Genomic DNA, 13,012 nt, shown 5'->3' on the forward strand with positions numbered 1-13,012 from the left:
CGAGTGCCCAGAGCGGCGAAGTCAGCGGAAGCCGGCCACCGTCGCCTTGGTTTCCACCAGCACGCGCTGGTTGTGGCTCTTGTCGTAGGTGCCCATCGGAATGCCGCCGTAGGTCACCGCCGGGTTCGACCAGTAATTCAGGCGCGGGCAGCCGGCGCCCGTGCAGTTGTAGGCCATGATCGTGCGCCAGCTGTTGTCCGGCGCGCGGTAGCCGTGGCCATATGCATACGGCGTGTTGGTGCCGTCGGTTGCGGGGTCATGCCGCGCCGACTGCAGGTGGCCGATCTCGTGCGCAAAGCTGTAGTAGCCCGCGATGCAGTCCCAGTACGCCGTCGCGAACGCGGTCGCCGCGGTCGAGCCAATGCCCGAGGCCAGGCCGCAGGCCGAGGCATCGTTCGCCACGAGCATCATCACGTCCGCCGTGTTGGCGTCGCGCACGGCATGCACATTGTCCATGTAGCCGTCGCTGGTGCCGCGGAAGCGCGACAGGTCGGTGCTCATGCCGGCGGTGGCGTAGGTGGTGGTCGAGTAGTTCGCCAGCACCATGTTGATGCCCACGTTCGAGTTGGCGTAGCCCTGGTTGGATTCGGCCACCGCGAGTTGCACCAGCGCCTGCATGTCGCCGCCGTATGCCGCGATCGCGTCGTTGGTGGCCACGACCATCACGCGGATGGTCTGGGTCGGGCCCGGATCGACCGGCGTGCCTCCACCGCCGCAACCGGTGCGGCAGGGTTTGCCCTGGGGCGATACGTTGGTCTTGTCGCGAGCGGCGGCTTCGAAGATCGCGCGGTAGGCGGCTTCGGGATGGTCCGCCGGCATCCGGTTCTCATCGACCTCCACCACCGCGGTCGCGCCGCTGGGCAGGGGACGGATGCGGTAGAGCCGGCCATCCACGCGGACGCTGCCGGTGATCTGGTTGCCGTGGCGCACCAGCACGACGTCGTTGAGCGGATCGGCGCTGGTCTCGCGCGGCGCGTAGCCGCTGCTGCGCCCGTGCTGGACGTGGCCGTACCACACGTCGCTGCCGGTCGACGTGCGCTCGGCACGCGAACGGTCCGCGGTGATCGTGCGACCGCCGACGACCAGTTCGATCTGGGCCGCATCGCTGGCGGACGCATCGACCTTGACGAGCTTGACGTCGCGGGTGCTGGGGCTGCTCAGCAGGCGCTCGAGTACGCGCTCATTGCGCGCATCGGCCTGGCCGCCACCGGCGACGAACAGCGGCTTGCCGGCCGCCGAGGCGACACCCGCGAGCAGGAGGCCGGCGGCGCCGGCCACAACAGGAAGCGATCGATTCATTCGGCTATTCCCTATGCGTATGGCTGCGATGGCCCGGTCGCAGGAACGTCGAAGACGTTCGAGTGGAGCTTCGCCAACAAGCGCGCCTGCCGCACGTTGCGACGCAACAGCACGGCGACGTATGTGCCACCGTCACGATCCATGGACACGAGGTGTGGCTAGAGGTGCACCCACCAGCACCCGAAGTAATGCGTCAGCCCGAACACCGTCCGCGAAGGCGTCGCGGTGTTGCGCAGCGTCTGTTCGACGCGCAGGGCGACTGGATCACGCCGCACGGTGGTCTGCGGATACAGCTCGCCGTCGGCCGGCGCGGCGTCCGCGGATTGCGCATCCGTGGTGGCGCGACTTACTGGCATCACCGGCAGGATATCGACCAACGGCCGGTTCGCGATCGCGTCCAGTTGCGACCAGATGCGATACCCGGCATCAGCGGACGTGCCCGGCCAGTGGTACACGCCGGCCAGGCGGTTGGCATCGCCCGCATCGATCGCGCTGCTCATCTCGAAGACGAGGTCCTGCAAGGTACGCGCACAACCACCCGCACGCTGCACGCGCGCACCCGCCGGCGCGTCGTGGCGGGGAGTGGCTTCGGCTGCTGCGACCTCGTCGCATTTGCGGTCGGTGAAGATGGTCTGGCCGCTGGCGGTCACGCAGCGGCGCACGTCCGCGCGCGCGCAATGCGGCCATGCCAGCGCCAGTGCGCAGGCGAGGAACAGGGGCAGAATCCGGTGGAGCGGCATGGCGGGCAGCCTAGCGCCGCGGGTAGGACGCGAAAAGTGCGGGCGTGCGCAGATCGGAGGGTCGGCCGGGGTGCGCGTGCTGCCAGCGCGCTTGGCCTCAAGCGGCGATGAAGTAGCAGCCCTGGTAGCGTCGCACCGCGAAGTCGACGATGCGCCCATCGCCGGCGAACACCAGTTGCATCAGGCCCGGATCGTTCGGTACCGCGCGCGCCGCTTCGTCACCGGATCCGATCCAGGCGGAGAGGAAGCGGGCGTCGGCCAGCGGCTTCGACGACAGGCGTTCGAGCTGCTTCATCACGGGCAGCGCCTGGCGATTGCTCATGCCGGCCCAGTGATAGCTCTCCGCCACGCGGTTGACGTCGTGCAAGGCAAACGCGCCGACCAGGTCGCGCGAGAGTTGCTCGGGTGAGCGCGCGCAGCCACCGGCCAGAGAGCGGCGGCCCGGAATCGCGACTTCGAGCGGTTCGGACGCGTCGCGGTACGAGCCGATCGAGATGTCACCGCCGGCGTCGCGATCGGCCGCATGCGCGAGCGCAAGGCGCATGGACAGGTCGTCGGAAATGCGCGTCGGCCGGGCCCGGAACAGGGCGCAGGGTTTGTCCGTGTACACGGTGTTGCCATCGGCTCCCTCGCAGCGTTGCAGGACGGAGTCGCTGGAAGCGAGGGCATCGTGGGGCTGGGTGGCGCCGAGGGTGCCAACGGCGAGGACGGCGAGGGCTGCGAATGCGGAAGTCTTCACGACGACACCGGTGGTTCGGAGTACGTCGTGATGGTCTGTTCGGCCTCATCAAAGGTGCGTGTGCGACCCGCGATTCAGCCTGAACCTGCGCTGTTCGCCAGCGCAGGTTCAGTGACGTCGCGTCGGGGTGAGCACCGCCACGAAAAATGACTGCGCTATTTCAAGCGCGACAGCACGCCCAATGTCGGCTTGGAAAGGTTGAGGGTGTAGAAGTGGAGTCCCGGCGCACCGCCGTCGACCAGGCGCTGGCACAACGCCGCGACGAAGTCGGACGCGAACTCGCGCACGCTGTCGACGTCGTCGCCGAAGGCCTGCATGCGCTTGCCGATCCAGCGCGGGATCTCCGCGCCGCACGCTTCGGAGAATCGGCGCAGCTGGGTGAAGTTGGAGATCGGCATGACGCCCGGCACGATCGGCACCTCGACGCCGAGCTTGCGCGCATCGTCGACGAAGCGGAAATACGCATCGGCGTTGTAGAAGTACTGGGTGATCGCGCCGTTCGCACCGGCGTCGACCTTGCGCTTGAAGTTGCGCAGGTCAACGAGTGCGTCGTCGGCCTGCGGGTGGCACTCGGGATAGGCGGCGACTTCGATGTGGAAGAAGCCGTCGTACTCGGTGCGGATGAACTCGACCAGGTCGGAGGCATAGCGGAAGTCGCCGGTGTGGCCCATGCCCGACGGCAGGTCGCCGCGCAACGCCACGATCCGGCGGCAGCCCATGGCCTTGTAGCGCAGCAGCAGTTCACCGAGTTCCGCGCGCGTGCCGCCTACGCAGGACAGGTGCGGCGCGGCGTCGAGGCCGTGCCGGGCGTGCAGGCGCTCGACCGTTTCCGGTGTGTACGACAGGGTCGAGCCGCCCGCTCCAAAAGTGCATGAGACGTAGTCGGGATCCATCGCGCGCAGCTTCGCCGCGGTCTTGTCCAGCTGCGCGCGCTGCTCGTCGGTTTTCGGCGGGTAGAACTCGAAGCTGATGGCGGGGAGGGGCATGCGGCGAGCCAATGACTGGGTTCTGGCAGTCTATCGCTTCATCGCGATGATAGGAAACAGACATTTGCGCGGGCCTGGCCGCCGCCGCCCGCCCGGTGCTGCCGCCGTCCACCACCGCCTGCGGCCACTCGTCATTTCCTTGCGCCGCAGCCGCTGCCGCTGGCCGACGCTGCGCCCACACCCAACGCAAGGAGCCCGTCCATGCAACCGCTCGCGCAGTCGATCTTCCAGACCTCCTTCCGCACCGCCTTCCGGATCTTCGCCGCCGGCTTTGCCCTGTCGTTTGCCGCGTGGCACGGCGCGCATGCCGCCACGCCCCAGACCTTCCGCGACCTCAAGGTCGAGGTGGTCGGGCAGGGGCGGCCGGTGCTGATGGTCCCGGGCCTCAACAGCGCCGGCGAGACCTGGACCGAGACCTGTGCCGCGCTGCAGGCCGACCACGTGCAGTGCCACATCGTGACGTTGCCGGGCTTCGCCGGTCTGCCGTCGGCCGCGGATGCCAGCAAGGACGCGTGGCTCGAGGACATGCGCGATCGCCTGCTCGCCTACGTCGATGCGCGCAAGCTCAAGCATCCGGTGGTGATGGGCCACAGCCTGGGCGGCTTCCTCGCCCTGCAGATGGCGATCAAGCAGCCGCAGCGGTTCGACCGCGTGGTGGTCGTGGACGCGCTGGCCTTCCTCGGCGCGGTGCGCAACCCGGCCGCGACCGCCGATGAGGTGAAGCCGATGGCCGCAGCCATGCGCAAGCAGATGCTGGCGCAGGACGAGGCGGGTTACCGCGCCGGCGTCTCCGCCAACCTGAAGGGCATGGTCCACGATCCCAAGCGCGTGGAGACCCTGGCCGCCTGGGGCAACGCCAGCGACCGCACGATCACCGCACAGGCGATGTACGAAATGATGGTGACCGACCTGCGCGGCGAACTGGTCAAGGTCCGCACGCCGACGCTGGTGCTCGGCGCGTGGGCGGCGTACGCGCCGTATGGCTCGACCAAGGAATCCACCGCGGCCATTTACCAGGCGCAGTACGCGAAGCTCGACGGCGTGCGCGTGGAGATGAGCGAAGGCGGCTACCATTTCCTGATGTGGGACGATCCGCAGTGGCTGCAGCAGCAGGTGCGCGGCTTCATCGCCACCGGCAAGTGACGCAATCCGCATCGCGACGGCCAGCGCTGCTGGCCGTCGCCTTGTCCAAGGCAACGAACCGTATCCAGGAAGGGAACCCGTTTCGATGACGCGCGCCGATGTCCGCTTTGCCCTGCTGAACCTGATTCCGGCCGCCCTGTACGCCGGTTTCATCGTCTTGAGTTTCAGCATGATGGGCGCACCCAGCGCCGCGGCGTGGTGGCTGGCCGGCAGCCTGGGCGCGGGGCTGTGGGTGGCGACGGGAATACTGCGCACCGTGGCGCTACGCCGCGATTGGTTCGCGCTGGGCGCCGGCGCCTTGCTGCTGCGACTCACCGTGGCCGTGGTGGTGGGCGCCTTCGCCGTGCAGTTCGCCGTGCGGGTGGTCATCACCATCGCCGACATGCTCGGCCTGTACCGCATCGCGGCCAACGACACCTATGGCATCCGCGAAGCGGTCATCTACGCGATCCAGGTGTCGTTGATCCTGTGGCTGTGGGTCGCGGCCTGGGCCGGCTGGCACCTGCTGCGCCACCGCCGCCAGAGCGAAATGGCGCGGCTGCGGGCGGAATCGCAGCGCAACGCGCTCGAGCTGGACGCGCTGCGGGCGCGGCTGAATCCGCATTTCGTCTTCAACGCCCTCAACAACGTGCGTGCGCTGATCAACGAGGAACCGGCGCGGGCCCGTGAAGTCGTCACGCGGCTGTCGAACATCCTGCGCCATGCGCTGGAGCACAGCCAGCGCGACTGCGCCTCGCTGGGCGAGGAGTTGGCCGTCGTGGACGATTACCTCGCCGTCGAGAGCGTGCATTACGAGGAGCGGCTGCGCGTGCACCGCGACATCGCCCGCGATGCGCTCGATGCGCAGCTGCCGCCGATGCTGCTGCAGCTGCTGGTCGAGAACGCGATCAAGCACGGCATCGCGCGCACGCCGGGCGGCGGCGAACTGGGCGTGTCGGCCTGGCGCCACGAAGGCAAGCTGACGATCGAAGTCAGCAATCCGGGCCGCGTGGAGGGGGCGGGCGGCGGCCATGGCGTCGGCCTGGCCTACCTGCGCGCGCGCCTGGCGCGCGAACCGGGCAGCCGCTTCGAGTTGCAGCAGAACGGACCGCGCGTGCTCGCGCGCCTGGAGATCGCGCAATGAGCACGCTTGCGAAGACGTCGGCCGCGAAGGTGCCGTTGAGAGTGCTGATCGTCGACGACACCCGGCTGGCGCGGCAGGAGCTGCGCACGCTGCTGGCCGAGGTGCCCGATGTCGAATGCATCGGCGAGGCCGAGGATGTCCCCGCAGCACAGGCCGCCATCGACCGGCTGCAACCGGACCTGGTGCTGCTCGACATCCAGATGCCGTCGGGCACCGGCTTCGACGTGCTGGAAGGGCTCGATCACGCCCCGCTGGTCGTGTTCACCACCGCCTACGACCACTACGCCGTGCGCGCCTTCGAGGCCAACGCGCTCGATTACCTGGTCAAGCCGGTCGTGCCCGAGCGCCTGGCCGCGGCGATCGAACGGGCACGGGCTCGCCGCGCGGCGACCGCGCCGGCCGAGGCGGAACCGCGCGGGATGCTGGGCGCGAACGACCAGGTGTTCCTGCGCGACGGCGAGCAGTGCTGGTTCGTCGCGCTGCACGAGATCAGCCGGATCGTGGTGGACGGCAACTACGCGCGGGTCTGGTTCCGCGGCGAGAACGCGCTGCTGGCGCGCAGCCTGAGCGCGCTGGAGGCGCGCCTGGATCCGGCGTTGTTCTTCCGCGCCAACCGCAACACGCTGGTGAACCTGCGCATGGTCAAGAACATCGACCTGGCGGTCGGCGACGGGTACGACCTCACCCTGAAGGACGGCAGCGTCGTCGAGGTGTCGCGGCGGCAGGCGCGGGAATTGCGCGAACGCCTGGCGCTGTAGCGGCAAAAGAAAACGGGCGCCGAAGCGCCCGTTTCCGTATCGCACCGCCGCGCCGATCAGTAGCGGTAGTGGTCCGGCTTGTACGGACCTTCCACCGGCACGCCCAGGTAATCGGCCTGGTCCTGGGTCAGCGTGGTCAGCTTCACGCCGATCTTCTCCAGGTGCAGGCGCGCGACTTCCTCGTCGAGCTTCTTCGGCAGGATGTAGACGCCGGCCTGGTAGTTGTCCTTGTTCGCCCACAGGTCCAGCTGCGCGAGCGTCTGATTGGAGAACGAGTTGGACATCACGAAGCTCGGGTGGCCGGTGGCGCAGCCCAGGTTCACCAGGCGGCCTTCGGCGAGCAGGAAGATGCTGTTGCCGTTGGCGAAGGTGTACTTGTCGACCTGCGGCTTGATGTTGAGCTTCTTCGCGCCCGAGGCGTTCAGTGCATCGACCTGGATCTCGTTGTCGAAGTGGCCGATGTTGCAGACGATCGCCTGGTCCTTCATCTGCGACATGTGCGACAGGGTCAGTACGTCCTTGTTGCCGGTGGTGGTGACGTAGATGTCGCCGCGGCCCAGGGTCGATTCGACCGTGTTGACCTCGAAGCCTTCCATCGCGGCCTGCAGGGCGTTGATCGGATCGATCTCGGTGACCACCACGCGGGCGCCGTAGGCACGCAGCGAGTGGGCCGAACCCTTGCCGACGTCGCCGTAACCGCACACCACCGCGACCTTGCCCGCCAGCATCACGTCCATCGCGCGCTTGAGGCCGTCGGCCAGCGACTCGCGGCAGCCGTAGAGGTTGTCGAACTTCGACTTGGTGACCGAGTCGTTGACGTTGATCGCCGGCACCAGCAGCTTGCCCTGCTCGGCGAGCTGGTACAGGCGGTGCACGCCGGTGGTGGTCTCTTCCGACACGCCCTTCCAGTCCTTGACCACGCCGGCGAAGAAGCCCGGACGCTCGGCATGGACGCGCTTGAGCAGGTTCTTGATCACCTGCTCCTCGTGGTTCGACGAGGGAGTGTTGACCCAGTCGGAACCGTTCTCGAGCTCGAAGCCCTTGTGGATCAGCAGGGTGACGTCGCCGCCGTCATCGACGACGAGTTCGGGACCCTTGTTGCCGGGGAAGGTCAGCGCGTCGAGCGTGCAGTCCCAGTATTCCTCCAGCGACTCGCCCTTCCACGCGAACACCGGCGTGCCGGACTTGGCGATCGCGGCGGCGGCGTGATCCTGGGTCGAGAAGATGTTGCACGAGGCCCAGCGCACGTCGGCGCCGAGGTCGCGCAGCGTCTCGATCAGCACCGCGGTCTGGATGGTCATGTGCAGCGAGCCGGTGACGCGCACGCCCTTGAGCGGCTTGCCGGAGGCGTACTTGCGGCGGATCGACATCAGGCCCGGCATTTCCTGCTCGGCGATGTCGATTTCCTTGCGGCCCCAGTCGGCCAACGAGATGTCGGCAACCTTGTAGTCGCCTTCGGTGGAGAAGGTTTTCGGTACGGCGTTCATGGTGTAGCTCCGTTGTTTGGAAGTCCGTGGTCCCTGTGGCAGCGGTGGACTTGCATTAACGGGCGCCGTTGTTGCGTTTGGAACCTCGCCGAGCCTGGCCGCAAGTGAATTCATTGCGGTCGCAGCGCCCCTCGGCGGGGCAGGGTGGAATTCTACCGCGTCGCGCCCCGCGATGGCCGCGGGCGCGGGCCTGGAAAGGGCCATTCAGCGTACGAAGCCGCCGTGGAGCCCACAACGAAAACGGGCCGCTGCGCGGCCCGCTTCGTACTCCTTTTCGGTTGCGAAGCCGGACTTACTTCTTCAGTCCGGCGTCCTTGCGCAGGGCGTCGGCGCGATCCGTCTTCTCCCAGGAGAAGGCGGTGGCCTTGTGCTTCTTGCCGGCGCCGTCGGTGTAGCTGATTTCCTTGGGCTTGCGGCCGAAATGGCCGTAGCTGGCGGTGGGCTGGTAGATCGGGTGTTCCAGGTCCAGCATCTTGGTGATGCCGTACGGACGCAGGTCGAAGTGCTTGCGGATCAGCTTCTCGATCTTGTCGTCCGAGATGTGGCCGGTGCCGAAGGTGGTGACCGAGATCGAGGTCGGGTCGGCGACGCCGATCGCGTACGAGACCTGCACCTCGCACTTGTCGGCCAGGCCGGCGGCGACGATGTTCTTGGCCACGTAGCGCGCGGCGTAGGCGGCCGAACGGTCGACCTTCGACGGATCCTTGCCCGAGAACGCGCCGCCGCCGTGGCGGGCCATGCCGCCGTAGCTGTCGACGATGATCTTGCGGCCGGTCAGGCCGCAGTCGCCCACCGGCCCGCCGATCACGAACTTGCCGGTCGGGTTGATGTGCACCTTGTTCTTGGACAGCGCTTCGAGCCACTTCTTCGGCAGCACCGGCACCAGGATCTCGGCGCGCACGGCCTCGATCAGGTCCTTCTGCTTGATGTCCGGATCGTGCTGGGTGGAGAGCACGACGGCATCCAGGCCGAGCACCTTGTTGCCGTCGTAGCGCAGGGTGACCTGCGACTTCGCGTCCGGACGCAGCCACTTGAGCTTGCCGCTCTTGCGGACCTTGGCCTGCTGCTCGACCAGGCGGTGCGAGTAGTACAGCGGCGCCGGCATGAATTCCGGGGCTTCGTTGCAGGCGTAGCCGAACATCAGGCCCTGGTCGCCCGCGCCCTGTTCTTCCGGCTTCTTGCGGTCGACGCCCTGGTTGATGTCCGGCGACTGCTTGCCGAGCATGTTGATGATCGCGCAGGTATGGCCGTCGAAGCCGACTTCGGAATTGTTGTAGCCGATGTCGTTGATGACCTTGCGCGCGAGGGCTTCGATGTCGACCCAGGCGGTCGTCGTGACTTCGCCGGCGACGATCGCGGCGCCGGTCTTCACCATCGTTTCGCAGGCCACGCGGGCGCGCTTGTCCTGCGCGAGGATCGCGTCGAGGACGGCGTCGGAGATCTGGTCGGCGATCTTGTCCGGATGGCCTTCGGAAACGGATTCGGAGGTGAAGAGATAGCTGGTGGACATCGAGGCTTCCTTGATTAATCCCTTCATGGGGATGAAAAGATGGCCGCGCATGATACAGGCTCAAGCTGGCCAGTGCATGAAGCGGGCATTGTGCGCCTGTTTGCCTGGCCCGGCGTCGACCGCGCGCCCGGCCGGCCCGGGCCGGCCAGAACCGGCGGGCATCAGCTGAGTCCGCGCTGTCATCTGGCTGTCGCCGCCGCGCAGCCGGACTGTCGCATCGCCCCGGCAGGCTGCCACCGGGCAGGGGGCAACCGGCGATGCAAATGTTCGAGCAGCAGCTGCAACAACGGTTTCCGCACTGGTTCCGCGGGCGCCGCGCCACGCTGGCACGTCCGGTGCTGCGCGCCATCGGACGCTGGTCGAAGTTCGACGCCATCGCGGCGTTCCTCGAGGCGAGCGGGCACCTGCGCGACTTCGAGTTCGTACGTGCCGCCCTGGAGTTCCTGCAGGCGCGCCACGGCAGCGATGCGGCCGAGCTGCGCCGCATCCCGCCCAGCGGCCGCCTGCTGATCGTCGCCAATCACCCCTCCGGTGCGCTGGACGCGCTCGCGCTGCTGGATGCGGTGGGGCAGGTGCGCCGCGACGTCAAGATCGTCGCCAACGACCTGCTGACTGCGCTGCAGCCGTTGTCGGGCCTGCTGCTGCCGGTCCGGATCGTCGGCGGCAGGCCCGGTGCCGACAGCCTGCGGGCGATCGAGGCGGCGCTGCGCGAGGAACGCTGCGTGATCGTGTTTCCGGCAGGCGAGGTCGCGCGCCTGGGCTTGCGCGGCGTGACCGACGGACGCTGGCGCCGCGGCTTCCTGCGCTTCGCCCGCGCCACCGCCACGCCGGTCCTGCCGGTGCGGATCGAGGCGCGCAACTCGGCGCTGTTCTACGGCGCGTCGGCGATGTTCAAGCCGGCCGGTACGGCGCTGCTCGCGCGCGAGATGTTCGCCCGTCGCAGCCGCCGCATCGTCCTGCGCATCGGTCACCCGCTGCAGCTGCCGGACGGCGGCAAGCCGACCGAGCTGTTGCGGCAGGTGCGGCGCGAACTCCACGCGATCGGCACCAGACACGAGCGCCCCGCACCGGTCGGGCAGGTGCCGCTGATCGACGCCGTCGAGCCCGCGCTGGTGCGCGCGGGCATCGAGGCGATGGAGCCGCTGGGCCAGACCTTCGACGGCAAGCAGATCCGGGTCGGGCGCCTGGCCGCCGGCGCGCCGCTGCTGCGCGAAATCGGCCGCCTGCGCGAGCTGACCTTCCGCGCGGTCGGCGAGGGCACCGGCCTGCGCCTGGATGTCGATCTCCACGACAGCTGGTACGAGCACATCGTGCTGTGGGACGCGGCGGCGTCGAAGATCGCCGGCGCCTACCGGCTCGCGCGCGGCGCGGCGCTCCTGCCCGAGCGCGGGCTCGCCGGCTTCTACACCGCGTCGCTGTTCGACTACGCCGACGACGCACTGCCGCGCCTGCGCCAGGGCATGGAGCTGGGGCGCAGCTTCGTCGCGCCCGAATACTGGGGCAGCCGCAGCATCGACTACCTGTGGCAGGGCATCGGCGCGTACCTGCGGCGGCATCCGCAGGTGCGCTACCTGTTCGGGCCCGTGTCGATCAGCGCCGCGCTGCCGGTGGAAGCGCGCGAGCAGATCGTCGCCTACTACGCCCGCTACTACGGCACGCAGCGGACGTGCGCGCAGTCGCGGCAACCATTCGCGTACCGCGCGGCGCCGCCGCAGTTCGGGGATGCGCTCGACGCCGCCACCGCGTTCCGGGTGCTGAAGAACAACCTGGATGCGCTCGGGGCGACGCTGCCGATGCTCTACAAGCAGTACACGGACCTGTGCGAACCGGGCGGAGCGCGGTTCCTCGCGTTCGGCGTGGATCCGGCCTTCAGCGATTCCGTCGATGGACTGATCGAGGTCGACCTGCACAGCCTGCGGCCGAAGAAACGCGAACGCTACCTCGCGCCGGGTGCGTCACGCACGGCGGAAGCCGCCGCGTGAGCGCCGCGATCGCGCCGCCGGCTCCGCACCGGCGCGCGGTCTTCATCTCCGACGTCCACCTGGGTTCCACGCATTGCCACGCCGCCGAACTGGCCGCCTTCCTGTCCGCGCTGCGCTGCGATCGGCTGTACCTGGTCGGCGACATCGTCGACCTGTGGTGGCTCGCCTCGCGGCGTGCCACCTGGACCGAGGCCCACAACCGCGTGCTCGAGGCGCTGCATGCGCTGCGCCGCGCCGGCACCGGGATCGTCTACGTGCCCGGCAACCACGATCGTCCGGTGCGCCGCTGTTGCGGACTGGTGCTGCCGCGCATGGCGATCCGCCGCCGCGCCATCCATGTGACCGCCGACGGACGCCGCCTGCTGGTCGTGCACGGCGACGACTACGACGCGGTGACGCACTTCGGCGGCCTGCAGGAGAAGTTCGGCGACTGGCTGTACTACCGCATCCTCACCGGCAACCGCCTGTTGAACCGGGTGCGCCAGCGCCTGGGCCTGCGCTACTGGTCGCTGGCCGGATTCCTCGAGCGCCGCAGCGGCGCGGCGGAACGCTACATCGCCCGCTTCGCGCAGACGGGGCTGGACGATGCGAGACGCCGCGGGCTCGACGGCATCGTCTGCGGCCACATCCACCGCGCCGCGCTGTTCGAACGCGATGGCTGCGTCTACGCCAATGACGGCGACTGGGCCGAGAACCTCACCGCGCTGGCCGAGGATCCCGACGGTACCCTGCGGCTGCTTGCGCACACCGGTGAAACGCTGGTGCAGCTGTCGCCACGACCGCGCCAGGCAACGCGGGCGTGCGCGCTGCCGTGCGCGGCGTGATGGTCACTTGCTGGCGATGCTCCGGGCGGACTTCCTGGCGTCCTGCTTCGGCTGCTCCAGCGCCAGCTTGACCATGGCGGCGTGTACGCGCGCAGCCTTGCGGTCGTAGGACGTCCGGTACTGCGCGAATGCCGTGCGCGCGCCCAGGACCATGCGCACGTCGTCGATCGTGACGCCGGCTTCGTCGGCGACGCGCTGCAGCTGGTCACGCTCGCTGGCAGCGGCGGGGCCGGCGACGCCGGCAAGAGCGACTACGGCGAGTATCAATGCCAGGGATTTCACGACGACCTCCTCGCGCGGCTCGGCACGCGAAACGTTGCCTCCATTCATGGATACGGCGCCTGCGGAAGTGGATTACGCGATCGCGTGCCGCGCGTCAGATCGCCCCGCTGAACGGCGATGCGTCCGTGTTCGGTCGCAC

The 13,012-nt window shown here is 68.6% G+C and carries 12 protein-coding genes and 1 riboswitch; of the genes, 5 read left to right on the plus strand and 7 right to left on the minus strand.

What is annotated here, in order from left to right:
• Positions 1 to 21 precede the first annotated feature (21 nt).
• The 4 genes from BP05_RS05575 to metF form a co-directional block, all read right to left on the minus strand.
• Positions 22 to 1,299 (minus strand): M12 family metallo-peptidase, encoded by a 1,278-nt coding sequence (locus BP05_RS05575; protein WP_496361310.1) that lies wholly within the window; start codon positions 1,297 to 1,299, stop codon positions 22 to 24.
• Between the two features lie 158 nt (positions 1,300 to 1,457).
• Positions 1,458 to 2,039 carry a hypothetical protein gene (locus BP05_RS05580; protein ID WP_496361312.1) on the minus strand — a complete coding sequence of 194 codons (582 nt, stop codon included), beginning with the start codon at positions 2,037 to 2,039 and terminating at the stop codon, positions 1,458 to 1,460.
• 97 nt (positions 2,040 to 2,136) lie between these two features.
• The gene (locus BP05_RS05585) at positions 2,137 to 2,778 is read right to left on the minus strand and encodes a hypothetical protein (RefSeq protein WP_496361314.1); all 642 of its coding nucleotides are present in this window, start codon (positions 2,776 to 2,778) and stop codon (positions 2,137 to 2,139) included.
• Positions 2,779 to 2,933: 155 nt separating this feature from the next.
• Entirely contained in the window at positions 2,934 to 3,764 is an 831-nt protein-coding gene (gene metF / locus BP05_RS05590) for a methylenetetrahydrofolate reductase [NAD(P)H] (RefSeq protein ID WP_496361316.1), read from the minus strand.
• A 201-nt stretch (positions 3,765 to 3,965) separates the two neighbouring features.
• Here metF and BP05_RS05595 point away from each other — a divergent pair, with 201 nt between their 5' ends.
• The 3 genes from BP05_RS05595 (at position 3,966) to BP05_RS05605 (ending at position 6,788) form a co-directional block, all read left to right on the plus strand.
• Positions 3,966 to 4,907: an alpha/beta fold hydrolase gene (locus tag BP05_RS05595; protein ID WP_496361318.1), complete on the plus strand. Its 942-nt coding sequence runs from the start codon at positions 3,966 to 3,968 to the stop codon at positions 4,905 to 4,907.
• An 85-nt stretch (positions 4,908 to 4,992) separates the two neighbouring features.
• Positions 4,993 to 6,030 carry a sensor histidine kinase gene (locus BP05_RS05600; RefSeq protein ID WP_496361320.1) on the plus strand — a complete coding sequence of 346 codons (1,038 nt, stop codon included), beginning with the start codon at positions 4,993 to 4,995 and terminating at the stop codon, positions 6,028 to 6,030.
• Positions 6,027 to 6,788: a LytR/AlgR family response regulator transcription factor gene (locus BP05_RS05605; RefSeq protein ID WP_496361322.1), complete on the plus strand. Its 762-nt coding sequence runs from the start codon at positions 6,027 to 6,029 to the stop codon at positions 6,786 to 6,788. The genes BP05_RS05600 and BP05_RS05605 overlap by 4 nt, the downstream gene beginning before the upstream one ends.
• Positions 6,789 to 6,844: 56 nt before the next feature.
• Here BP05_RS05605 and ahcY read toward each other — a convergent pair whose 3' ends face one another.
• Positions 6,845 to 8,275 (minus strand): adenosylhomocysteinase, encoded by a 1,431-nt coding sequence (gene ahcY, locus BP05_RS05610; RefSeq protein ID WP_496361324.1) that lies wholly within the window; start codon positions 8,273 to 8,275, stop codon positions 6,845 to 6,847.
• Between the two features lie 53 nt (positions 8,276 to 8,328).
• A riboswitch (S-adenosyl-L-homocysteine riboswitch) is annotated at positions 8,329 to 8,414 on the minus strand.
• Positions 8,415 to 8,567: 153 nt separating this feature from the next.
• Complete coding sequence (gene metK / locus BP05_RS05615) at positions 8,568 to 9,785, minus strand: methionine adenosyltransferase (RefSeq protein ID WP_496361326.1); 1,218 nt, start codon at positions 9,783 to 9,785, stop codon at positions 8,568 to 8,570.
• A gap of 257 nt (positions 9,786 to 10,042) precedes the next feature.
• On the opposite strand from metK, the gene olsF reads away from it, so the two are divergent.
• Positions 10,043 to 11,767: a bifunctional ornithine lipid synthase OlsF gene (olsF, locus tag BP05_RS05620; RefSeq protein WP_496361328.1), complete on the plus strand. Its 1,725-nt coding sequence runs from the start codon at positions 10,043 to 10,045 to the stop codon at positions 11,765 to 11,767.
• Positions 11,764 to 12,591, plus strand: a complete 828-nt coding sequence (locus BP05_RS05625; protein WP_496361330.1) for a UDP-2,3-diacylglucosamine diphosphatase — start codon at positions 11,764 to 11,766, stop codon at positions 12,589 to 12,591. Before olsF ends, BP05_RS05625 begins: the two co-directional genes overlap by 4 nt.
• 3 nt (positions 12,592 to 12,594) lie before the next feature.
• Here BP05_RS05625 and BP05_RS05630 read toward each other — a convergent pair whose 3' ends face one another.
• Entirely contained in the window at positions 12,595 to 12,921 is a 327-nt protein-coding gene (locus tag BP05_RS05630) for a hypothetical protein (protein ID WP_496361332.1), read from the minus strand.
• Positions 12,922 to 13,012 lie beyond the last annotated feature (91 nt).

The sequence above is a fragment of the Lysobacter oryzae DSM 21044 genome (assembly GCF_059568595.1).